19 protein-coding genes are annotated in these 21,601 nt (G+C 42.8%); 12 read left to right on the top strand and 7 right to left on the bottom strand.

The window, feature by feature from the left end:
• The first annotated feature begins 48 nt into the window (after nucleotides 1–48).
• The 7 genes from rfaD (at nucleotide 49) to JCM16456_RS00600 (ending at nucleotide 6,921) form a co-directional block, all read left to right on the top strand.
• Nucleotides 49–990, top strand: coding sequence for an ADP-glyceromanno-heptose 6-epimerase (gene rfaD / locus JCM16456_RS00630; protein WP_068711481.1), 942 nt, complete (start codon nucleotides 49–51; stop codon nucleotides 988–990).
• A 41-nt stretch (nucleotides 991–1,031) separates the two neighbouring features.
• Entirely contained in the window at nucleotides 1,032–2,198 is a 1,167-nt protein-coding gene (locus tag JCM16456_RS00625; RefSeq protein ID WP_068711479.1) for a nucleotide sugar dehydrogenase, read from the top strand.
• A 192-nt stretch (nucleotides 2,199–2,390) separates the two neighbouring features.
• On the top strand, nucleotides 2,391–3,383 hold the full coding sequence (gene lpxM, locus JCM16456_RS00620; protein ID WP_068711478.1) for a lauroyl-Kdo(2)-lipid IV(A) myristoyltransferase: 993 nt from the start codon (nucleotides 2,391–2,393) through the stop codon (nucleotides 3,381–3,383).
• Nucleotides 3,380–4,405: a lipopolysaccharide heptosyltransferase II gene (gene waaF / locus JCM16456_RS00615; RefSeq protein WP_068711476.1), complete on the top strand. Its 1,026-nt coding sequence runs from the start codon at nucleotides 3,380–3,382 to the stop codon at nucleotides 4,403–4,405. The genes lpxM and waaF overlap by 4 nt, the downstream gene beginning before the upstream one ends.
• On the top strand, nucleotides 4,402–4,938 hold the full coding sequence (locus JCM16456_RS00610) for a hypothetical protein (protein WP_068711474.1): 537 nt from the start codon (nucleotides 4,402–4,404) through the stop codon (nucleotides 4,936–4,938). The genes waaF and JCM16456_RS00610 overlap by 4 nt, the downstream gene beginning before the upstream one ends.
• The gene (locus JCM16456_RS00605; protein ID WP_082712195.1) at nucleotides 4,923–5,768 is read left to right on the top strand and encodes an O-antigen ligase family protein; all 846 of its coding nucleotides are present in this window, start codon (nucleotides 4,923–4,925) and stop codon (nucleotides 5,766–5,768) included. Before JCM16456_RS00610 ends, JCM16456_RS00605 begins: the two co-directional genes overlap by 16 nt.
• Nucleotides 5,737–6,921 carry a glycosyltransferase gene (locus tag JCM16456_RS00600; protein WP_068711469.1) on the top strand — a complete coding sequence of 395 codons (1,185 nt, stop codon included), beginning with the start codon at nucleotides 5,737–5,739 and terminating at the stop codon, nucleotides 6,919–6,921. The genes JCM16456_RS00605 and JCM16456_RS00600 overlap by 32 nt, the downstream gene beginning before the upstream one ends.
• Before the next feature lie 1,725 nt (nucleotides 6,922–8,646).
• Here JCM16456_RS00600 and JCM16456_RS00595 read toward each other — a convergent pair.
• The 4 genes from JCM16456_RS00595 to JCM16456_RS00580 are packed head-to-tail and all read right to left on the bottom strand — an operon-like array spanning nucleotide 8,647 to nucleotide 13,917.
• Nucleotides 8,647–9,933 (bottom strand): PIG-L family deacetylase, encoded by a 1,287-nt coding sequence (locus JCM16456_RS00595; protein WP_068711467.1) that lies wholly within the window; start codon nucleotides 9,931–9,933, stop codon nucleotides 8,647–8,649.
• Nucleotides 9,920–11,254 carry a lipid IV(A) 3-deoxy-D-manno-octulosonic acid transferase gene (waaA, locus tag JCM16456_RS00590; protein WP_331710513.1) on the bottom strand — a complete coding sequence of 445 codons (1,335 nt, stop codon included), beginning with the start codon at nucleotides 11,252–11,254 and terminating at the stop codon, nucleotides 9,920–9,922. The genes JCM16456_RS00595 and waaA overlap by 14 nt, the downstream gene beginning before the upstream one ends.
• 55 nt (nucleotides 11,255–11,309) lie before the next feature.
• Nucleotides 11,310–13,142 (bottom strand): DUF3413 domain-containing protein, encoded by a 1,833-nt coding sequence (locus JCM16456_RS00585; protein WP_068711463.1) that lies wholly within the window; start codon nucleotides 13,140–13,142, stop codon nucleotides 11,310–11,312.
• 52 nt (nucleotides 13,143–13,194) lie between these two features.
• The gene (locus JCM16456_RS00580; RefSeq protein WP_068711461.1) at nucleotides 13,195–13,917 is read right to left on the bottom strand and encodes a 3-deoxy-D-manno-octulosonic acid kinase; all 723 of its coding nucleotides are present in this window, start codon (nucleotides 13,915–13,917) and stop codon (nucleotides 13,195–13,197) included.
• 327 nt (nucleotides 13,918–14,244) lie between these two features.
• Here JCM16456_RS00580 and JCM16456_RS00575 point away from each other — a divergent pair, with 327 nt between their 5' ends.
• From JCM16456_RS00575 to JCM16456_RS00555, 5 genes are all read left to right on the top strand, one after another.
• Nucleotides 14,245–15,300: a glycosyltransferase family 9 protein gene (locus tag JCM16456_RS00575; RefSeq protein WP_068711459.1), complete on the top strand. Its 1,056-nt coding sequence runs from the start codon at nucleotides 14,245–14,247 to the stop codon at nucleotides 15,298–15,300.
• A 69-nt stretch (nucleotides 15,301–15,369) separates the two neighbouring features.
• Entirely contained in the window at nucleotides 15,370–16,152 is a 783-nt protein-coding gene (locus JCM16456_RS00570) for a glycosyltransferase family 2 protein (protein ID WP_068711457.1), read from the top strand.
• A 5-nt stretch (nucleotides 16,153–16,157) separates the two neighbouring features.
• The gene (locus JCM16456_RS00565) at nucleotides 16,158–17,192 is read left to right on the top strand and encodes a glycosyltransferase family 4 protein (RefSeq protein WP_068711455.1); all 1,035 of its coding nucleotides are present in this window, start codon (nucleotides 16,158–16,160) and stop codon (nucleotides 17,190–17,192) included.
• On the top strand, nucleotides 17,189–17,671 hold the full coding sequence (coaD, locus tag JCM16456_RS00560) for a pantetheine-phosphate adenylyltransferase (protein ID WP_068711453.1): 483 nt from the start codon (nucleotides 17,189–17,191) through the stop codon (nucleotides 17,669–17,671). The genes JCM16456_RS00565 and coaD overlap by 4 nt, the downstream gene beginning before the upstream one ends.
• On the top strand, nucleotides 17,668–18,219 hold the full coding sequence (locus JCM16456_RS00555; protein ID WP_068711451.1) for a YrbL family protein: 552 nt from the start codon (nucleotides 17,668–17,670) through the stop codon (nucleotides 18,217–18,219). Before coaD ends, JCM16456_RS00555 begins: the two co-directional genes overlap by 4 nt.
• A gap of 58 nt (nucleotides 18,220–18,277) precedes the next feature.
• Here JCM16456_RS00555 and JCM16456_RS00550 read toward each other — a convergent pair whose 3' ends face one another.
• The 3 genes from JCM16456_RS00550 to JCM16456_RS00540 all read right to left on the bottom strand — a co-directional run bounded on the left by JCM16456_RS00550 (nucleotide 18,278) and on the right by JCM16456_RS00540 (nucleotide 21,530).
• Nucleotides 18,278–19,240, bottom strand: coding sequence for a glycosyltransferase family 9 protein (locus tag JCM16456_RS00550; RefSeq protein WP_068711450.1), 963 nt, complete (start codon nucleotides 19,238–19,240; stop codon nucleotides 18,278–18,280).
• 182 nt (nucleotides 19,241–19,422) lie between these two features.
• The gene (locus tag JCM16456_RS00545; protein ID WP_068711448.1) at nucleotides 19,423–20,463 is read right to left on the bottom strand and encodes a capsular polysaccharide synthesis protein; all 1,041 of its coding nucleotides are present in this window, start codon (nucleotides 20,461–20,463) and stop codon (nucleotides 19,423–19,425) included.
• A gap of 164 nt (nucleotides 20,464–20,627) precedes the next feature.
• Entirely contained in the window at nucleotides 20,628–21,530 is a 903-nt protein-coding gene (locus JCM16456_RS00540; protein ID WP_068711446.1) for a glycosyltransferase family 8 protein, read from the bottom strand.
• Between the last annotated feature and the right edge of the window lie 71 nt (nucleotides 21,531–21,601).

The following is a 21,601-nucleotide window of genomic DNA, read 5'->3' as shown; positions in this document are numbered from 1 at the left end:
AGAACTGTTTATAATGGCGACAGTGAGATTGTAAAACTAGGATAAGTAATGATTATTGTAACTGGCGGCGCTGGCATGATTGGCAGCAACATCGTTAAGGCTCTTAACGATCGTGGCATCACTGACATTTTGGTCGTAGATCACCTTAAAAATGGACATAAGTTCAAAAACTTGGTCGATCTTCAGATTGCTGATTACATGGATCGTGATGATTTTCTCACCCAAATTATGGCGGGTGACGATTTTGGTCCTATTGATGCGGTATTCCATGAAGGTGCTTGTTCAGCTACCACTGAGTGGGATGGCAAGTACATGATGCTCAATAACTATGAATATTCAAAAGAGCTTTTACATTACTGTTTAGACCGAGAAATTCCTTTCCTTTATGCGTCTTCTGCGGCCACCTATGGCGAAACAACAACGTTTGTTGAAGAGCCTCAATATGAAGGTGCTCTAAACGTTTATGGTTATTCCAAACAGCAATTTGATAATTACGTGCGCCGTTTATGGCAAGATGCTGAACAACACGGTGAAACACTTTCGCAAATTACCGGTTTCCGTTACTTCAACGTTTACGGTCCACGTGAAAACCATAAAGGCTCAATGGCATCAGTCGCTTTTCATTTAAATAATCAAATGAACGCGGGTGAGAACCCTAAATTATTTGAAGGCAGCCAACAATTTAGACGAGATTTTGTTTACGTGGGTGATGTTGCCGCGGTTAACTTGTGGTTTATGGAACATGGTGTGTCTGGCATATTTAACTGTGGCACAGGCAATGCAGAATCGTTCGAAGAAGTCGCTAAAGCGGTCGTTAAACATCATGGTAAAGGCACCATTGAAACCATACCGTTTCCAGAACATTTAAAAGGTGCCTATCAAGAATTTACACAGGCGGATTTGACGAACCTACGCGCCGCAGGGTGCGATGTGAAATTTAAAACTGTGTCAGAAGGCGTTGCTGAATACATGAAAATCATTAACGGCTAGCAGCGACATAAATATTTATCAATATCTTAAGGCTTAATAATATGAAAATAGCAGTAGCTGGTACAGGGTATGTGGGATTGTCAATCTCCATGCTGTTATCGCAACACCATAAAGTCGTCGCACTTGATATCATTCCAGAAAAAGTGGCGATGCTGAATAACAATCAATCTCCCATCGTTGATGCAGAAATTGAACGCTTTCTAAGTACCAAAGAACTGAACTTCACTGCAACGACAGATAAAAATGAAGCGTATGTCGATGCTGAGTATGTCGTTATTGCAACACCAACGAACTATGACTCAGAAGCTCACTACTTTGATACTTCATCAGTAGAAGCAGTGATCAAAGACGTGATGGCAATTAACCCTCACGCCACTATGATCATTAAGTCAACAGTGCCTGTTGGCTACACTGCTCGCATCAAAGAAGAATTGAACTGCGACAACATTATATTCTCACCTGAGTTTTTGCGTGAAGGTAAGGCTCTTTACGATAACCTGTATCCATCTCGCATTATTATTGGTGAGCAGAGTGAACGCGCAAAAGTGTTTGCCAACTTATTGGTAGAAGGTGCAGAAAAAGAAGACATTCCAGTGATCTTTACTCACTCTACTGAAGCTGAAGCAGTTAAACTGTTCTCTAATACCTATTTAGCGATGCGTGTTGCTTACTTTAATGAACTTGATTCTTATGCTGAAGTACATGGATTAGATTCCCGTCAGATCATTGAAGGGGTAGGTTTAGACCCTCGTATCGGTTCCCACTATAACAACCCCTCCTTTGGCTATGGTGGTTACTGTTTACCGAAAGATACTAAGCAGTTACTGGCTAACTACCATGACGTACCAAACAACATTATTAATGCGATTGTTGAAGCAAACCGTACCCGTAAAGATTTTGTTGCTGATAGCATTTTAAAACGCAACCCTAAAGTAGTTGGTGTTTATCGCCTGATCATGAAGTCTGGTTCAGATAACTTCCGCGCTTCTTCTATCCAAGGCATTATGAAACGCCTTAAAGCAAAAGGGATTGAAGTGATCGTTTACGAACCTGTACTAAAAGAAGACCAGTTCTTTAACTCTCGCGTTATCCGCGACTTAGATGCCTTTAAACAAGAAGCAGATGTGATTGTTTCTAACCGTATGGCTAAAGAGCTTGCCGATGTAGAAAGTAAAGTCTACACCCGTGATTTATTCGGTAACGACTAACTCGTTTAAACTGGCGGTTAGCGATATGTTCGCTAACCGCGTTTCTTATTCTTCACTCATTATTCAATAGCTCGTGAGGTTATTTACGTAAAAATAGCCCCTTGTTTAACCAACTTATCTTCCTTCTCAGTGCTTGACTGCTATACTACCGACTTATTTGTTAGTGTGATTTGTAATAGATTTGAGATTTGCATGCCTTCTTCTGCTCGTGATGATTTCGACCCTAAAGCGTATAACCCTCGATTAACCTGGCGTTTTTTCGCTCCTAAATACTGGGGAACCTGGTTAACTTTGGTTGTGTGGATCCCGTTTTCTTTACTTCCTCATCAGTTTCGCTACTGGTTATCAACCAAGTTGGCTAATAAGATGATCAAAAAGAAAACCGGCACAATGCTCAACGCACGAACAAACTTAGCGCATTGTTTTCCTGAAAAAAGCGTTGAAGAGAGAGAGCTGATACTGCTCAACACCTTGGTTACTGCTGGTGTATTTCTTACCGGTTTTGGCTTACTAACACTCAAAAGCCGCCATTGGTTACAGCAACAGTGTGATGTTCGCGGCTTAGAGCATATTAAAGCCGCACAAGAACAAGGTAAGAATGTCATTCTGTTGGTACCACACTATTGGACCATTGATATTCCAGCCATTTTGCTTGCCTCTTTGGACTTACCTGTTGCCGCGATGGCTAAAAGACAAAAAAACGAAGTTCAAGATTGGCTGATGCATCGTCAACGAGTGCAATATGGCGGTAAAGTACACGAACGTGACGACGGAGTTAAACCTTTTATTAAATCGGTTCGTGACGGCTACCTTGGCTATTATTTACCTGATCAAGACCACGGTGCCGATGTCAGTGTTTTTGTGGATTTTTTTGCGACAACCAAAGCCACTCTGAAAGGACTAGGGAAATTGTCTAAACTCTCTAGAGCAGCTATTGTTCCGGTGTTTACTTCGATTGACGCTAAATCGGGGAGATACACCGTTGATATTTATCCAGCTTTTGATGATTTTCCAACACAATCGGAAGAGCAAGATGCTCGCATGATGAACAAATTCATCGAACAGACAGTTTCGCAGTCACCAGAGCAATATATGTGGACATTGCGTTTATTGAAGACCCAGCCAGACGGTCGTGACTTTTATCGAGAAGCAAAAGCTCAATTACAAGAAAGTGATAAAAAATGAGCAAAGTGTTAATTATTGGCCCTTCATGGGTCGGCGATATGGTGATGTCACAATCGCTGTTTAAACGCCTAAAAGAACAAGAACCTGAACTTATCATTGATGTATTAGCTCCAGGTTGGTGCAAGCCCATCCTCGAGCGCATGCCAGAAGTTCGCCAAGCATTAGAAATGCCACTGGGGCATGGCGCATTTGATATCAAAACTCGTTACAGCATTGGTCGTCAGTTACGTACTGAACAATATGACCGAGCTTATATTGTTCCTCGCTCAGCTAAGTCTGCATTGGTCCCTTTCTTTGCTCGAATTCCAAAGCGTATTGGTTGGAAAGGGGAAATGCGCTATGGGCTATTGAATGATATTCGCCCTAATCGTAAAGCCTTTCAGTACATGGTGGAACGCCTAGTTGCGCTAGCTCACCCCAAGAAAGAGATGATCGATTCAAGTTCGTTAGGTGGCTTATCCACCCTACCGGTTCCTAAACTCACTGTAGATTTGGATACCCAACAACAAGCACTAAGCCAGTTTTCTCTTTCGCTTACCAAACCGGTTATTGGCCTTTGCCCTGGTGCGGAGTTTGGCCCTTCAAAACAGTGGCCAACTAAGCACTACGCAGAAGTAGCACAATACGCAGTTGAAAAAGGCTATCAAGTTTGGCTATTCGGATCCAAGAAAGACCACGCTACTTGCGAAGAAATTGTTCAGCATGTTGCCACCCAGCAGCAAAGTGAATTGCATAACTTGGCAGGTGCTACCAGCTTAATTCAAGCGGTGGATTTACTCGGTGCTTGTAAAACCGTCGTCAGTAACGATTCAGGCTTGATGCATGTAGCTGCAGCAGTCGGATGTCATGTAATTGGGGTCTATGGGTCCACATCACCAGATTACACTCCGCCACTTACTGATAAAGTCAATATTGTTAGTACCGATATTGAGTGTCGCCCTTGTTTTCAACGTCAGTGTCCACTAGGACATTTAAAATGTATGACTCTCCTAGAAGCTAATCGAGTTATTGACCTATTATGATAAAAAATATTTTTGAGCATGAACGTTATCAGTTAATCATGCTATTGGCTATTTTTGGATATGTGCTATTTTCTATTCCTTTTCCTCAAGTTAGTGGTTTTTTCCGGGCTCTATTTTTAATTGGTTCTTTGCCGATATTTTTCTATTATCGCAATAAAATATTTCAAGAACCAATGTTTATAATGTTAGGTTTAGCTATAGTAGCCACAATTATTAGTTGGATAAATAGCTTATCTGTCATTCCACAATATGCTAAAGACCTCCCTGAAATTGATAGAGCAGCTAGGCTATTTATTTTTATTCCCATGGCTTACTGGCTAAGAGGTAAACCAAAATCCATATATTTATTGTTTATCCTATTTGCCGCGAGTTTTATATTGGGGATGTCAATAAAATCTGATTTTATTGACAGTTTCATGAGAGGGCTTAATGGGGACAGAGTTGACTTCGACATCAAAAATGCTCAATATACCTCAATGTTTGGTGGTATTTTTTCTATACTAAGCCTGTTTGGTTTTTGTTTTTTTATTTAAATTCCAAAAAATATGAATTTACCAAAATCCGTTTAATAACAGCTTTAGTTCTAGCCCTATTTGCTATCTTTTTTATAACTATAACCGTCATATCTCAATCTAGAATGGTTTTTCTAGGTATATTAATGATCGCTGTTTTATTCCCATTCCTTCATAAAATAGCTTATGGCCATAAAGGTGCAATAAAACTCATCATTTCTTATGTTGCTACTATTGTTCTGATCTCTCTCGTTGGCTACTGCCTACTCCCTGTCATACTTGATCGTTTTAATCAAAGCGACACAAACACCGTCCAAAAACTCTTAAATTTCGATTGGCACAATATACCTATGTCCAACATAGGTATACGGATAAACTCATGGATAGAAGCCTCAAAATGGATAGCTGATCATCCATTTATTGGTGTTGGAGAGCGAGGTCCTGCTGCTGTTATTATGCTCTCACAAGTTTTTGCTGAACGTATAAATGAACACTATGACATTATCGTTGGTCTTCGACATTTACACAGTTTCCACATGGATGCCCTTGTCACCTATGGGCTTTTTGGCTTTGCTATTTTAAACGGAACGTACATTGTTATGCTATGTTCATTAGTTAAGCTTAGGAACCATATTCCACATTCAGAGCACTGGATACTGCTAGCTTTATGTATTGTCGTTTACTGGCTTACTATCAATGGATTTGAATCATTTAACTTCCGCACATACGGAGTATTGACTCATAACGTATTTATGGCTGCTTTCTATACTTTTGCTATAACACATCATCTTTTCCCAACACATACAGATGAGACAAACAATGAAAATCGCGGTAGTTGTCAACAGTCTTAAAATTGGTGGTATGGAGCGTGTCGCTGTCAATCTAGCGAGCGCCTATCATAATAATGGTCATGAGGTAGATCTGATCTATCTCAAAAATCGCCGTGTTGAATTAAAACCAGACAACCCCGCGATTCCAGTTTCTCTGATTGATGTAAAAAGAGGCGTTCTACAAACTGGTATTGGGATTTTGTGGCTAATCTTATGCCGTTTTTCCAACCTCTTGATGCGTAAGACTTACTCGCTCTTTTTTGCTTATGCCGAAGCAAGAATCTTTGCTAAAAAGCTAGCACAAATGGAAAAAGAAGCGGGAAAACCGTTTGATTTAATTATCTTTCGTGGTCACGGCACCTTTGAGCATGTTTGGCCGTTGCGAGATCCTCGTTTTGTATTTGTCTGCGAAAGCACACAAGCTCAAGAACACTATGGCTTTCTATCTCGTTGGGCTTTTTCGCAGTTGTACAGCAACCGTAATGTTGTTTGCATCTCGAAAGGCGCACTGGAAAGCTTTGGTCAGATGACACAACATCACAAAATAACGCCAGCGAAGATGGCACTAATTACCAACCCTATAGAGTTCGAACGCATTGAATCTCATCCGGTGGGTTCTCGTGAAACACTTCACTCCAAACCTTTTATTTTGGGGTTAGGTCGACTCAATCCTGTGAAGAATTTTCCTTTGCTGATTAATGCTTACCATCGTTTGATACAACAACATGAGATAGCACAAGACTTGGTGATTGTCGGTGATGGTAAAGAAAGAGAGCGCTTAGAAAAGCTGGTTGATGAGCTGCAGCTACGTGATCGTGTATTTTTCAAAGGCGCGCAAAATCCCCCTTATGCCTGGTTCCATCATGCTGATTTATTTGTGCTAAGTTCCCGTTCTGAAGGGTTGGGAATGGTGATAATTGAAGCACTTGCGTGCGGTACCACGGTAGTCGCAACCAACTGCCCAGGCGGTGTGACTGACATTATGCAAGGAGAGCTTGGTCAATACTTAGCTGAGATGACCCCAGAAGCATTAGCCGAGAAGATGTGGTTCGCTTTAAATGCGAAGCAGAATGACGTCTACAATGACTGCGTAGCGCGCTCTCTGGCTCAATTTGATGGCAAACAAATTGTGAATACCTTTATTGATGAGTTTGCTGACATCCATTCTAATTAATTGTTTTATATGGATTATAGTAACTTCATCGCGCGCTAGCTCCCTCCCCAGCCCTCCCTCTAAAGAAGGAGGGGGCCAAATCGAGATCGCCGTAGCCAATGTACTCGAGCCGTGGGTTCAGTAATGCTTGAAACTGTGATCACATAAGCTATCAGAATTGGCTTAACTTCATGCAATTACTACAAATCCATCCGATTCTTGAACATGACGGTGAGCGCTAAAATCGCAGCGTGCTCGATCTGGTCCTCCCCCCTTGGTTTTAAGGGGGGAGTTAGAAGGGGGATCATGCGCAGGAGTCTAACTTTTCTTTGTAAAACAACACATTAAATACAAATAATTCAATAAAATTAAAATTCCTGCGTAGTTTATTTGGCTTCCACTGAAGCTAATGCAAAAGCATCAAATCACACCAAGTACTCAAAAAAATACTGCGAATACTGTAACTTCATCGCGCACTAGCTCCCTCCCCAGCCCTCCCTCTAAAGAAGGAGGGGGCCAGATCGAGTTCGCTTTGGCCAATGCGCTCGAGCTGTGGCTTCTGTGATGCTTGAAACTGTGACCACATCAGCTATCAACATTGGCTTAATTTCAAGCAATTACTACAAATCTATCCGGTTCTTGAACATGATGGTGAGCACCAAAATCACAGCGTGCTCGAACCGTGGGTTCAGTGATGCTTGAAACTGTGACCACATCAGCTATCAGAATTGGCTTAACTTCATGCAATTACTACAAATCAATCCGGTTCTTGAACATGATGGTGAGCGCTAAAATCACAGCGTGCTCGATCTGGTCCTCGGGCATGCGGTGAGCACCAAAATCACAGCGTGCTCGATCTGGTCCTCCCCCCTTGGTTTTAAGGGGGGAGTTAGAGGGGGGATCATGCGCAGGAGTCTAACTTTTCTTTGTAAAACAACACATTAAATACAAACAATTCAATAAAATTTAAAATCCTGCGTATTTTATTTGGCTTCCACTGAAGCTAATGCAAAAGCATCAAATCACACTAAGTACTCAAAAAATACTTTGAATACAGTAACTTCAGCGCGCGCTAGCTCCCTCCCCAGCCCTCCCTATAAAGAAGGAGGGGGCCGGATCGAGATCGCCGTAGCCAATGTGCTCGAGCCGTGGCTTCAGTAATGCTTGAAACTGTGATCACATAAGCTATCAACATTGGCTTAATTTCAAGTAATTACTACAAATCCATTTAGTTCTTGAACATGACGGTGAGCGCTAAAATCACAGCGTGCTCAATCTGGTCCTCGGGCATGCGGTGAGCACCAAAATCACAGCGTGCTCGATCTGGTCCTCGGGCATGCGGTGAGCACTAAAATCTCAGCATTCTCGATCTGGTCCTCGGGCATGCGGTGAGCACCAAAATCACAGCGTGCTCGATCTGGTCCTCCCCCCTTGGTTTTAAGGGGGGAGTTAGAGGGGGGAACATGCGCAGGAGTCTAACTTTTCTTTGTAAAACAACAAATTAAATACAAATAATTCAATAAAATTAAAATTCCTGCGTATTTTATTTGGCTTCCACTGAAGCTAATGCAAAAGCATCAAATCACACCAAGTACTCAAAAAAATACTGCGAATACTGTAGCTGCAACGCGCGCTAGCTCCCTCCCCAGCCCTCCCTCTAAAGAAGGAGGGGGCCGGATCGAGATCGCCGTAGCCAATATGCTCGAGCCGCGGATTGAGTGATGCTCGGTCTATGGTGGTTAACTATTACCTTGCTAGTAACTGCTCACTAAACGCCTCACCTGATACGACAGTAAACACTTCTGCGGCTTTGATATGGGTTTGGAAGTAGGCGTGGGCACCGTAGTAGCGATAGCCATAACCAAAGCGTTTTTCCTTCCACCAGCGTTTGAGTTTCTTCTCGAAGCGGTCTTTGGCGCGTAAATCATGCATCGAATCCAGTGCTACGACCTTATTAAGCTGAGTAGAAAACGGTAACTGATGACTAAAGACCTTCACAGCCTGAAGCTGACGAAATTCCTGATAGTTTGGTGCAAGAGCCGTAGTCACATGCTCTGGTCCATAAGGAAAATCGTGAATGCCTTTTAGGTGATTAATATAAAGTAATACCTGCTGCGGTAAGTGCTCACTCTGCTTGATAGCAAGGGCCAACGCATTTGCCGCAGCTCGGTGTTCAGGATGAGGGTCGATTTCAGGGTCAGTGACCAGCACAGTCGCAGGTTGAATGATATCCAGTAGCTGTGCTAGCTCATTTACCATCGACTGTGGTGAGTTTTCGCCCTTATCATCATTGGCAAGTGACACGCCATTCCATTGCCGAAAGTGACTTGGATTTAAACCGGAAACTCCGTAAGGCAGTTCGGTATGAGGGGCCGAGTGAAGGTTATCCTCTGTGATTCCGGTATAGGCCAAATTCACTAATTGCTTTGCGGGAACATTAGCCAGTAACGGTGTGGTCATGCTATTCCAATGGCGGATATTAGCCTTGCGCGCAATGCCCTCTTCGAGCTTGGTATCAAGGTTAGGAATATACTGTTTATCCAGCTTTTGCAGCGTTTCACCGGCATATAAGGTAACAATCCACACATTCTTATGATGCTTGGCGTACAGGCCATAAGCCGCTAACTCAGCATCATCCGCATGCGGTGCCACAATTAAAATAGGGCCTTGCGACACATCTGGGTTATGAAACCCAATTAAACGCGCTTGTTCACCCATATGGCAATCATCGGCTTTAAGGGTTAACTCATCGAGATGCTCAAAAGCCGACAAGTTCACATACCGTTTTCCCGATTGCCCCGCTTCGAAATACTGTTCGCCTGCTCGCCCTTCGGCTTGATAGTTCGGTTGAGACAGAGTCACACAACCCATTTTCTGCTTACTTTTTGCGCTATAGCTAAATTCCAGCAATAGCGTCATCTTATCTAAGTCAGGTAGCTCATTTTTATCAAATATCAGTTGCCCACTGGCATCAATGGTAACAGGCATCTGCCAATCTGGGTTGAGTGGGTACTGGTAATCAAGCTGCTTCATGAGAAAATAATCCTGTTAACGTGTTATCTATTGAGCCACGATTGCGGTTTACCACCTGTAATGCACTTTGCCCTTGTGCTGCTCGTTCAGATTCATTATTCAACAAGCCGACCAACGTGGTGGCGATTTGTTCTGGGGTTTCGCACACCGTGGTCGCTTTGGCTTGTAACAGTTGCTGGGTAATATCAGTGAAATTGAAATAGCTTGGTCCAGTGATCGTCGGTAAGCCAAGAGCAGCAGGTTCAAGTAAATTATGCCCACCGACCTTATTGCCAAGTAAACTGCCCGCCATAAAACACACATCGCTCGCGCTCAGTACCGTCATCATCTCGCCCATGGTATCCGCAAGATAGACTTGTGTTTGAGCCTCAACCGCTTGAGCGTAGGTTCGCCTGACGCACGTCATGCCTTGCGACACCACCAGCTCTGCCACACTTTTAAATCGCTCTGGGTGACGTGGCACCAATATCATCAACGCATTAGGTAACTGAGTGATGACCTGACGATGCACTTCAAGTAACTGTTCATCTTCCCCTTGGTGTGTACTGGCTGCAACCCATACCGGGCGGTCGACACCTAATGCAGTTCTTAATTTTCTGCCCTGTTCAATCACTTGCTCAGAGACTTGAATGTCGAATTTAAGCGAACCGGTCACCGACACTTGTGTTGCGGCAAATCCCAATGATTCAAAGCGCTTTGCGTCATCTTGATGTAGGCAATAAATATGTTCGATATGACGAGCAAGGAAACGGCCAATTGCAGCCAATTTTTGATAACGCTGCGCAGAGCGTTGCGATAAACGTGCGTTAATCACCGAAACCGGCACTTTCATCTGCTTGGCAACCGCAAGTGTGTTTGGCCACAATTCAGTTTCCATGATCAACAGTTGATTGGGTTGAATCGTACGAATAAAACGGCGAATGGCCCAAGGAAAATCAAGCGGCATAAAACGGTGTTCGACCAAATCACCCAATTTGCCGACTTGTTCAGCCCCTGTGGTCGTGGTGGTGGTCATAACCACGCTTACCTCGGGATAGCGTTTTTTTAACGCCCGGACAAAAGCCGTAGCGCCTAATACTTCCCCCACCGACACTGTATGAAGCCAAACAACCGTTCGGTTATCATCCTCTGCAGAAGCAATACTCTTGAGTGGCGACACGTGGCCGAAATATTCCTTCCACCGCGAACCAACCGCGGGCTTGTCGCTGCGTTTTTTTAATAAGGCGTACAACGCCAAAGGCGAAATTAGGGTAATCAGTAAGGTATAGAAAATACGGAACATAAGGATGTTGGGTTCTTGGTTCGTCTGATTTAGAGCCACACTTTATCACAAAAGAAAAAATGCCCGACATGCAAAGCGTGTCGGGCATCGATATTTACTTACTAAAACGGCTGATTTCTTCCAACGCCGCCTGTAATTGCGAGAAGTTTGGCTTCGCGTCACTGATCGGTCGATTTGTCTTATCAAGTAGCTCATAGCCACCGGTTACCGACGATACTTCGAGGATGGTTTTATCGGTAATCACCGCATAACCACTGTATTTCGCGGAGATGATCCAATCGCGCTTAGCCACTGGGTCAAGTAAATCAACCCCCGTTGAATAATCCGCTATCGGGCTAGTCACACCAAGGAAATGGTGCAGCAATGTTGGCGCTACATCTTGGTGGCTGGTCATATTCAGCTCTTCACCTGCTTTTATACCGGGTGCTAACACCACAAATGGCACATGAACCTGATAGTTGGTGAAGTTACTGTTGTGCCCCCAATAATTCAATTTATTGTCGTTTAACTCTTGGCCATGGTCGCCCGTAATAATCACCACCGTGTTATCTAACTGGCCACTGGCTTTGAGTTTATCTAACACTTGGCCCGCTAAACCATCGGTGAAATGAACAGATGTTTTATAGCGGTTCATAAATGGCTTTGGATCAAAGTCATTGTTTAGCTTCAGATAATCCACATCTTTAAGCATCGGCTCAAAGGTAGGTGAGTAATCGGCAGGAAAATCGTAACCGTGCGGCGCATCGTAAAACAAGAATGAGAAACTTGGTTTGGATGTATCGCGGTGCTCAAACCATTGCATCCAATCGTGGTTGACATCTTCATCTCGTTGATAAGGTGAATTACCGTCAGACTCTAGGCGCAAATTCGGCACATGACGAAATACGGTTTGGTTAAACTCTGGGTTAGTGATTTTTGCTGAACCAAAGGCTTGGATGTCATACCCCAATTGTTGCATGCGATCCATTAGCACTGGTGAACGTTGGTTAGCCAAGAACGCTTGCCAGTAGGTAGATGGTATGCCATAGAATAAACCAAAGATGCCAGCACGGGTCGCATTACCGGTGGAGATATGGTGCTGATAAATACGTCCTTGCTGCGCATAACGCCACAAGTTCGGTGACACTTCTGGTGTGAAGCTGTCGTAACGCCATGAATCGATGACCAAAAATACGATGTTAAGCGGTTTGGCGACCGGCTCCGTTTGTAGCGGTGATTTTGGGTAATGAAGATCGCTTTTTTTACTGCTGTTTTTCAGGGACTTTTCATTCTCTAGCGCTTGAAGATCCACCCAACCCATTTTTTTCATTAACGAATTGGCCGTTAATGGGTAATACAATGGCAAATAACGGTCTGTCATTAACACCGATTGACGACCATTGGCTGAAGCCCATACGTGAATACCACTAGAAACCAGTACACATACCACGATTAACCCGCTAAATGCTTTGCCAAAACGCCAGCGCATTGGTGTAAGGTAGCGATGGGTAACCCCAACTAACCACCATTGCATCAACCATAGAGCAACAAAGCTCCCAATCACTTTGAGCCAAGTGGGTAAGGCAAACTCAACAATCTGTCCTGATAACACCATGTTGAGCACAACGGCATTGATATGAAAACGATACTGAGCAAAGACAAATGTATCTATCGTTAAAGCGGCCAAAGATAACGTAGCTAACAGCGCGACAAGGCAACGAGCAACGCCAAACGGCAACCACATCACCAAAAGACCAACTAAAGCAATGACGCCAGCCAGCATAGAGATATGACCGAGTACCGCTGTTACTAAATAGGTAAACCCAATGCCGTCGGTTGGAATAACAGGCAAATATTGGAAATAACGCATTGCAATCAATATCGCAATCAACGCATTCACCAGAGCAAACAACCCGAGGGTTGTGTATTTACTCTTAACGTTTTTCATATCAGAGACCTATTTTCATTTGCCTGCCACAAGACAGGCGAACAACTCAAGACTAAGAATTGCCCTCAGGATGCTGATAGCCTTCCATTAGCCATTGCCAGCATTCTAAAGACCAATGCGTAGGAAATTTTGGCTGCTCCTTGAGAAATGAGCGTTTAAGACGAGCTAAATTTTGCTCGGCCCATTCGCCACCTAGAGAGGCAAAGCCACATTTATCAAAATCGATGATCCAAACATTCTCGTTGTCATCTATCAGTATATTGTGAATGTTGAGATCAGTGTGATTGACCCCTACATTGTGCATACGACGTACCATCTGTCCAACTTTTTGATAGATTTGTCGATTAAGTGCATGTGAACACAGTAGTTCCACCATATCTCTGGCGTTAGGTATTTTTTCACTCAACAAATCGGCGCGGTAAAAAGGGCCGCTCTTCACGGCGCGTGCCGCTATCGGGCGAGGAACATTCACGTTAGCTTGACTAAGCTTTTGTAATAAAATGAATTCTTGATAACTGCGAGTCTGTTCCCACGCGTGAAACCAGTATTGGTCTTTGACAACCTTGCCAAACAATCCACCACGGCGATAATGGCGTAAAGCGCCCTCTAGGGTGTCTAATTGAACAAACCATGTGGTTCCGCGCCCTTGAGCACTGCCGGTAACTTTTTGCTGCTGCTGCCAATAATGGGGGTCAAATGCTTGCTGTGGGTCGCCACTAAATAGATGTTCGTCGTACCAAATTTGCTGGTTCGCCGAGGGATGAAGTATTTTCACAAGCTCACTCTTTCCTTATTGGTCAATAAGTAACGCAGTTTACCTAAAACTCAACAAGCTCGTCACTATCTTATCTCTAATACACAAACTTTTGCTATACAAGTGTCTAGTTTAACCATAAATTAACTTACACTGAGTTATTTTTAATCCACAAAGGATTTTGCATCTAATACAATCAAAGCATTGCTGAGCAGTATTGCAATAGTTTTCCGGTAAATGAGTAGACGCTTACTAATGGGCGCAATAAAATTACGCCGTTATATGAACATACAAGCGCACTGCTCAAATCGCCGCTTTACCATTAGATTGATATTCAAGTGAGACACCATGACTTTGTTTACTTCTGCCCCACAATCGCTGTGTATATTGCGTCTTTCTGCGATTGGGGATGTGTGTAATACCGTTGCCGCGGTGCAGGCCATTCAACGTGCATGGCCACAAACGCAGATCACCTGGATTACCGGAAAATTGGAAGCGCAATTGATCCACGATCTGCCCGGTATAGAAGTTATCGTGTTTGATAAAAAACAAGGGTGGCAAGGGTATCGACAACTTTGGAGCCAGTTAAAAGGTCGCCAATTTGATGCGCTGTTACACATGCAATACGCCTTACGTGCCAGTGTGGCAACGCTGGGCATAAAAGCACGCTATAAACTGGGCTTTGATGCATTGCGGAGTCAGGATTTCCAAACATGGTTCACAAATGTGAAAGTGCCTTCTCCAGCCACACCACATGTGCTTGATGGACTACTTGCGTTTGGGCACACACTTGGAGTGATGGATATGAATCCTACTTGGCATATTCCGTACTCTCCACAAGATGGCGAATGGGCAGACGCTCAATTGGATAACACCAAGCGCAACCTAGTGATGGTGCCTGGAGCAAGTAAAGCATATAAAAACTGGACAGCCACTGGCTATGCCCAGATCGTCGATTACGCAGTAGAACATGGTTTTAATGTGATTATCGCTGGTAGCCCTTCGCCAGTAGAAACCAAGCTGTGCAACGCCGTGTTAGCCGAAATTCACCATCCAGTGACCAACGTGGTCGGCAAAAGCTCGATTAAGCAGATGTTAGCGCTATTGGACAAAGTCGATTTGGTGATCGCACCTGACACCGGACCAACTCATATGGCGAATGCCATGGGTACACCGGTTATTGGCCTTTACGCGCATCACAACCCAGAGCGAACTGGCCCGTACTGTTTTGGTAATTATGTGGTATCAGCCTATCGTGAAGCGATTGCGCTAGAGCACCCAAATAAGTCAATCGATGAGTTAGATTGGCGCACGCGAGTCAAAGACGAACGAGCAATGGAAAGAATCTCTGTAGAGCAGGTCAAAGCGATGTTTGACAAGGTTATGCAAGACTTGTGGCGATAAAATCGCTAATATTGCCGACCAATCTCCATGCCTTGGCGGGCTTTTTACTGGAAATTAGAGAGAATAAAAATGATTACAGGCATTGTCATTACCCTCAATGAATCGAAGAACATCAAAGAGTGTATTGAATCACTTCAGACCGTTTGCTCTGAAGTGATTATTGTGGATTCATTAAGTACCGACACAACGCAAGAGATTGCCCGCGAAATGGGTGCCATTATCGTAGAACAGGCTTACTTGGGTGACGGTTTCCAAAAAAATGTGGGTCTACCTCACGCGAGTAATGATTGGGTTCTCAGCATTGATGCCGATGAACGCTTAACTCCTGAAGCCATTGAGCAGATTAAACAGCTCGATCTCACCCACACCGAGCACGATGCGTTTGCTTTCCGCCGCCGTAATTATATTGGTAGCCGCTGGATTAAACAGTGCGGTTGGTATCCTGACTACTGTATTCGTCTCTATAACCGTCAGAAAACCAAATTCTCCGAAGTCAAACAACACGCGTCTGTTCAGGCGAACAACCCGAAACATTTGGATTGCGATTTAATCCACTATTCATTTGAAAACCTCGGTCAGCTCTTTGCTAAACCAGGACGCAATTTTAGTGGTCGTGCCGCTAAGATCATGTATCAAAAAGGAAAGCGCGCGAATGCATTCTCACCGTTTACCCACGGTTTTAGCGCGTTTTTCCGTAAGTACATTCTACAACGTGGTTTTCTCGGTGGCGTAGATGGCATGACTGTAGCGTTAAGTTCTGCGGTAAACAGTTATCTTAAATACGCTAAATTGCTTGAATACCAACGTGATCCAAAAGTCCTCGCGCAAGAAGACTTCAACAAAGTTTGGTAAGACGAATGAAGATTTGTCACGTCAATTTGGCGTCTGGGTATCATGGTGGTGAAAACCAAACCCTGCAATTAATTAAGCAGCAAATTACCATGGGGTACGACCTTACGGTGGTTGCGAACCCCAAAAGCCCTTTTGCAGAAGCCATTCGCCAATTGGATTGCCGTCTGGTGTTAGCACCACACTACTTGCGTGCTCATCAACGTCATATTACGGAAGGCTGTCAGCTCATTCATGTGCATGAAGGACGAGCTATTTATTGGGCATGGTTGCAGAACTTACTGTTCAAGGTTCCGTATATCGTTACTCGCCGTATTGATAACGTGTTGAAAAAGAAATGGTTGGCAACTAAAGCTTATTCAAACGCTAAAGTGGTCATTGGCTTAAGTAGCGACATTGTTCAAAAAGTCCATGATGCTTACCCTAATCTGCACACCGTTAAAATACCAAGCTCTCCGGTGACCTACCCAATTGACCCAACCGCACTAGAGCAAATTCAGCAACAATTTTCCGGGAAATTTCTGGTAATTCATGCGGCCAACATGCTCAAACACAAGGGATTTGATGTCACTATTGGCGCAGCTAAATTGCTCGAAAAATCCCACCCTGATGTCCATTTCGCGTTATTGGGTGACGGCAAAGAGCGCGCAGATTTAGAGCAGCTCGCAGGCGCTCCCTCAAACCTGTCGTTTATGGGCAAACAGAGCAATATGGGAACTTGGTTTGCCGCTGCGGATATGCAGGTTCATCCATCTTATACCGAAGGTTTAGGTTCGGTTATTTTAGAAGGTCTGCATAGCGGATTGCCGGTTGTAGCAAGCCGAGCAGGTGGTATTCCCGATATTATTGAAGATCACGTATCTGGTTTGCTAATTGAACCAGGTAACAGTCAGGCATTAGCGTCTGCCATTCTCGCCATCAAAGATGATGAACCACTACGTGAGACATTGGCAGCGGGTGCATTAGAAAAGCTGCAGACATTCAAAATTGAGCATACTGCAATGCTTTATCAGGATATTTACGAAAGAATTGACCCATTATGATTAAGAAAGTCGTTTATCCGGGAACATTTGACCCGTTAACCAACGGTCATCTCGATATTATTCAACGTGTCGCGAATCTTTTTGATCATGTTGTACTGGGCGTTGCGGCCAGCCCATCAAAAAAGACCATGTTCACCTTAGAAGAGCGCGTTGAACAAGCCATTGAGGTAACCAAACATCTACCGAATGTTTCAGTGAAAGGTTTTTCTGGACTACTGATCGATTTTGTTAAGCAAGAACAAGCGGATGTATTGATTCGCGGTTTGCGTACCACTATCGATTTTGAATATGAGTTTGGTTTAACGAACATGTACCGCCATCTGCAACCCAATTTAGAAAGCATTTTCCTTACGCCGACTGAGCAGTACATGTTTCTTTCATCCACCATCGTGCGAGAAGTGGCTATCCATGGTGGTGATATTCGCTCTTTTGTTCCCGAGTTCATTGCGGAGGCAATTGAGAAAAAGGTGCAATCATGATTGACCTTACTCATGCACACGTCATAGGTAAGGGCTCGGAACGGATCTGTTATCAGCATCCGAACTTTCCAGATCGATGCATTAAAGTACGCTATCACCAAAAGCGTCGTATCGATGAAAGTGTACGCGAGTATCGTTACGCACGTCGCTATCTAGCGCATAAAGATGCTCCGGTTGCCAAACCGATCGAATGGGTCGAAACCAATCAAGGAAGAGGGTTGGTCTGTGAATTAGTGCTCGAACAAGATGGCAGTGTGGCTCATAACCTACTGACTCTGATGGACAGCGACATCGCACTGGATATGGATAAGATTCGCGATGCAGCGATTCGCTTTCGTGACAAAATGTTAGCCATACCGGTATCCGTCACCGATTTACGCCTACAAAACATTTGCTTACGCTCTAACACTCAAGGAGAGTATGAGCTAATTTTGATTGATGGCATTGGGTTTGCCAACTTTATCAAGATTGGGATGCTGTTTCCGTCTTACACCTATAAACAGACCTTAAAGCGCATCAATCGAGCATTTCAACATATCTTATTATGAGAAAAAGAGCATTTACATGCTCTTTTTTGTCAGCTGCTTTCTCTCATCTTTTACGAGACTAAAGATGGGCGACCACTCGAGCCATTCCCACTACTTTTTCGACTGGGATAGTATCAACTTGTTTTAGTTCTACATCTGGAGTCACAGCACACGAGTTATTATGGCTTAAAAACCATTCCTGAATAACATGGTATGGTGATACTCCATCAATCCAACCAAATAAAACCACCATTGGCACTTTGCTCATTTGAAATATATGCCCGGGTCCACAATCATTCGATAGAGCAAGTACACTTTGTGACGCTAACTCAACCAATTGTTTTACGTTAGGTTGTTTGTGAATCCGCACAGGAACAACACCAATACTCTCTGGAATCTGGCTGAGATATTCCTCTTCTTGAGGACCCAAGACAATGTTGACCTGCTCTATTTGGTGCTTCAACTGCTCATCGCACACCAGCTGTTCTGCCGCTTTAATATAATGACCAATCGGCCATTTTTTCGGATGAGAGCTTCCTCCAGGAAGCAATGTGAGCGCATTAGGGCGCTGTTCAGAAGCAGGCGTTAAGGTTCGAATAATATCCGTATTGTAATGGCTATCCGTCACTTCATTTAACAAGGATAAATACGCTATGGCTGGATACATGGTACATTTATCAAACACCACATTTTTTTTGTAAAAGACATCATGGAAACGGCTAGTTGTGTAGGCATACTTGTTGCCCATACCACTAAGAACGCAACTTAAATGAATGCGCCCACTGGTTCGTCTTAAATTAAATAAAAGATCGTATTCACCCGTTTTAATCATCGAGGATAAACGTACTGGCGACACTTTTCTATCCGAGATAATTTGGTCGACACAACCATCAAAAAGCAGCACTTGACTCGTTTGTTGAGACGTAAATAACGTGATATGGCAATCTGGGTAGTGCTGTTTCAAAGCAACAAAAAAAGGTAACTGCAGTATGGTATTACCAAAACACTTACGACCAACGTTAAAGACAGCTATTTTTAGCATTTCCCTCATCTCTAGAACAACTTAACCATTAGTAATGGTTCTATTACAAAATCCTATGAGTAACAATAACAAAGGTCTCATAACCAAGTATTGCTCATCTATGAAAGCATTGACTGTCGACAATATCAAAGTAACAGATGCAGCTCCAAACAAGAGGGAAATCAAATTGTTACAAATAGTAATTAGGCGGTTTGTTGTTCAATTCTTGCTAAAAGTTCATGCTTTCTCATCGCAAACAATTCACTTTTCGCATAAGAGCTAAGGTAAGTCTGCTTTGAGACACAAGAATTCATAAAGTTTTCTTCTGTATCTTTCGTCTTAGCCAATTTATTGGTCATTAACTGCTGCTCATCTTGTCTCAGGTAAATGCTCACTTGCTCTGGAGTTAAATTATCTTTCAGCGCTTTATAGAAGAAATAAGCAACTGAAAAATAGGGCATAAAACCATGTTGCTCTGCTCGTTGAATAATGCTCGGATCCAACGGTTTCTCTCGTTCTTCTTTACTTAATAGCCGCTCAAAATGCGCTTGCTTACCCATAACAAATAAGCTGTAAGATCTTGGTTTAAAAACCAAATCGACATACTGTTTTAAAACACTTTGAATAATTGGAGACGCCTTTGGTGAAGCGATGAACCAAGCTTCAACAGGTCGAGTTAAATTGTTTTTTTGTACGAAGTTAAAAAGAGAGCAAGGTGCCATAGCTTCGTGAATCCACTTATCTAACGGAACCATACAAAAGGTCGTCGCATCAACCCAAACACCGCCATATCGACTTAACAGGTAAAAACGCAAGATATCAGCCTTCGTTGGCATTAAACAACGGATAGATGCGGTCTTAAAAACCATATTAAAGTCAAAATCGAGATAATCTTTTAAATTCTTATCAGTTAGGAGCCTTACTTCATACCCAGGATTCATTTCCTGCCACGATCTAACCGCTAAGTGAACAACTTCTGGTGCAGTATCAAAACCTGAATGCCAATACATCCAAATAATCTTAGGCAGTTCAGTAGAATCGCAGACCAAAGATGTCGGTTCTAACAGTTTCTTAATAGCAAGAGTCGATTGACTTTTAACTTGTTCTTTTCTTTTTTTTGAATGAAAACTGTGCTCAACATTAATATCTGTAATATGGTTATAGAGACAATTTAGTAGTGAACTTTTGCGTCGTAAAGGACCAATGCGACGATCAAGTGATTTAATTTGATTTGTCAATTTCATATATATTTGTACTCAATGCTTTATCTTATTAGACGATATTAGTGATTATTCTCTCTCGCTAATAAACAATCCATGTTTTTTGTAGATGTATAAGGTATCTGTTCGTATCGTGTCAAATCGACGAAAAATGAATTACAACTAATACATTTAATGTAGGATGGTTACTACAATTGATACTTAGTTATCTTGCGTCGCTTAGTGATTTTAAGGTGCTTGAACAGACGGTTTATTCGTTTTGTCCATGAAATTTGAGCACGTAAATCTTTCTGGGAGATTGGCCATGGGGTAAAGTTAGAAAAATCTAGAAATAACTGTTGCAGTGGATGAGTACAGTTAGCATGCCATGGTTTTACAGGACCAATAAAGTGTACGATATTCGGGAAATGTACTGCCTCTTCAATTTGTTTACGAGGAATATAATCATATTTTTTATCATAAGCAGTATAAGCGGCTGGCTGCATGTTCCAACTAATATCCAAGATTTTCCATTGACCTTGAAATATGTAGTTTAAAGCATCTTGGTCTAAATACTTAGCATTATGATTAGACAAATAATCTAGTGCTAGCTGGGCGATATTTTTTTCTCGCCAAAGACCTAAATCAATAACTAAAACACCTGCATTAAAATATTCATATTCTCTTGATTTAAAAGTTTGTGGTGAGCACAAATCAGGAACTCCACCAACAACATTACCATTAAGATTAACGTTCGATAACTTGGCTAAATCACCTAAAATCAACAGATCACAATCGAGATAAATCACACGCTCACACTCTTGTGGTAAGTAGTGATCCATATATAGTCTCAATAAAGTTCCAATACCAAAGCGACCTAAATCAGCTTTCACAGAGTCAAAAAAGCCTGTATCTGCTTCATAAATACTTAATTTAGCACCATACTCCGTGACCAAACTATTCATTTTTTCCTGAGATAATGAGGTTAAATTGGGAGTCAATACATGAAAATGAAACATTTCGGGACAAACAGTATTTTTTAGCGCAGATACCATAACAACAGAGCAATATGCTGCGTAGTTTTCGTCTGTACAAAGAACAATATCGATCATAATAAAGAGCAAATCTCTGAAGGGGATACTGACGCAAATTATACGGGAAGTATCTTAAGAATGGTACGTTA

This window comes from Vibrio tritonius (assembly GCF_001547935.1).
GTDB classification, from domain to species: Bacteria; Pseudomonadota; Gammaproteobacteria; order Enterobacterales; family Vibrionaceae; genus Vibrio; species Vibrio tritonius.
Note: the sequence above shows the minus strand (reverse complement) of the source record. Positions and strands in the feature narration are given on the sequence as shown.

What these genes read in the sequence shown, in the direction of transcription:
- JCM16456_RS00585 (WP_068711463.1), bottom strand. Translation starts at nt 13,142, where the DNA reads ATGAAAAACGTTAAGAGTAAATACACAACCCTCGGGTTGTTTGCTCTG.
- JCM16456_RS00565 (WP_068711455.1), top strand. Translation starts at nt 16,158, where the DNA reads ATGAAGATTTGTCACGTCAATTTGGCGTCTGGGTATCATGGTGGTGAA.
- JCM16456_RS00575 (WP_068711459.1), top strand. Translation starts at nt 14,245, where the DNA reads ATGACTTTGTTTACTTCTGCCCCACAATCGCTGTGTATATTGCGTCTT.
- JCM16456_RS00625 (WP_068711479.1), top strand. Translation starts at nt 1,032, where the DNA reads ATGAAAATAGCAGTAGCTGGTACAGGGTATGTGGGATTGTCAATCTCC.
- waaF (WP_068711476.1), top strand. Translation starts at nt 3,380, where the DNA reads ATGAGCAAAGTGTTAATTATTGGCCCTTCATGGGTCGGCGATATGGTG.
- lpxM (WP_068711478.1), top strand. Translation starts at nt 2,391, where the DNA reads ATGCCTTCTTCTGCTCGTGATGATTTCGACCCTAAAGCGTATAACCCT.
- JCM16456_RS00550 (WP_068711450.1), bottom strand. Translation starts at nt 19,240, where the DNA reads ATGCTAAAAATAGCTGTCTTTAACGTTGGTCGTAAGTGTTTTGGTAAT.
- JCM16456_RS00600 (WP_068711469.1), top strand. Translation starts at nt 5,737, where the DNA reads ATGAAAATCGCGGTAGTTGTCAACAGTCTTAAAATTGGTGGTATGGAG.
- JCM16456_RS00540 (WP_068711446.1), bottom strand. Translation starts at nt 21,530, where the DNA reads ATGATCGATATTGTTCTTTGTACAGACGAAAACTACGCAGCATATTGC.
- JCM16456_RS00555 (WP_068711451.1), top strand. Translation starts at nt 17,668, where the DNA reads ATGATTGACCTTACTCATGCACACGTCATAGGTAAGGGCTCGGAACGG.
- JCM16456_RS00545 (WP_068711448.1), bottom strand. Translation starts at nt 20,463, where the DNA reads ATGAAATTGACAAATCAAATTAAATCACTTGATCGTCGCATTGGTCCT.
- JCM16456_RS00595 (WP_068711467.1), bottom strand. Translation starts at nt 9,933, where the DNA reads ATGAAGCAGCTTGATTACCAGTACCCACTCAACCCAGATTGGCAGATG.
- rfaD (WP_068711481.1), top strand. Translation starts at nt 49, where the DNA reads ATGATTATTGTAACTGGCGGCGCTGGCATGATTGGCAGCAACATCGTT.
- JCM16456_RS00570 (WP_068711457.1), top strand. Translation starts at nt 15,370, where the DNA reads ATGATTACAGGCATTGTCATTACCCTCAATGAATCGAAGAACATCAAA.
- coaD (WP_068711453.1), top strand. Translation starts at nt 17,189, where the DNA reads ATGATTAAGAAAGTCGTTTATCCGGGAACATTTGACCCGTTAACCAAC.
- JCM16456_RS00610 (WP_068711474.1), top strand. Translation starts at nt 4,402, where the DNA reads ATGATAAAAAATATTTTTGAGCATGAACGTTATCAGTTAATCATGCTA.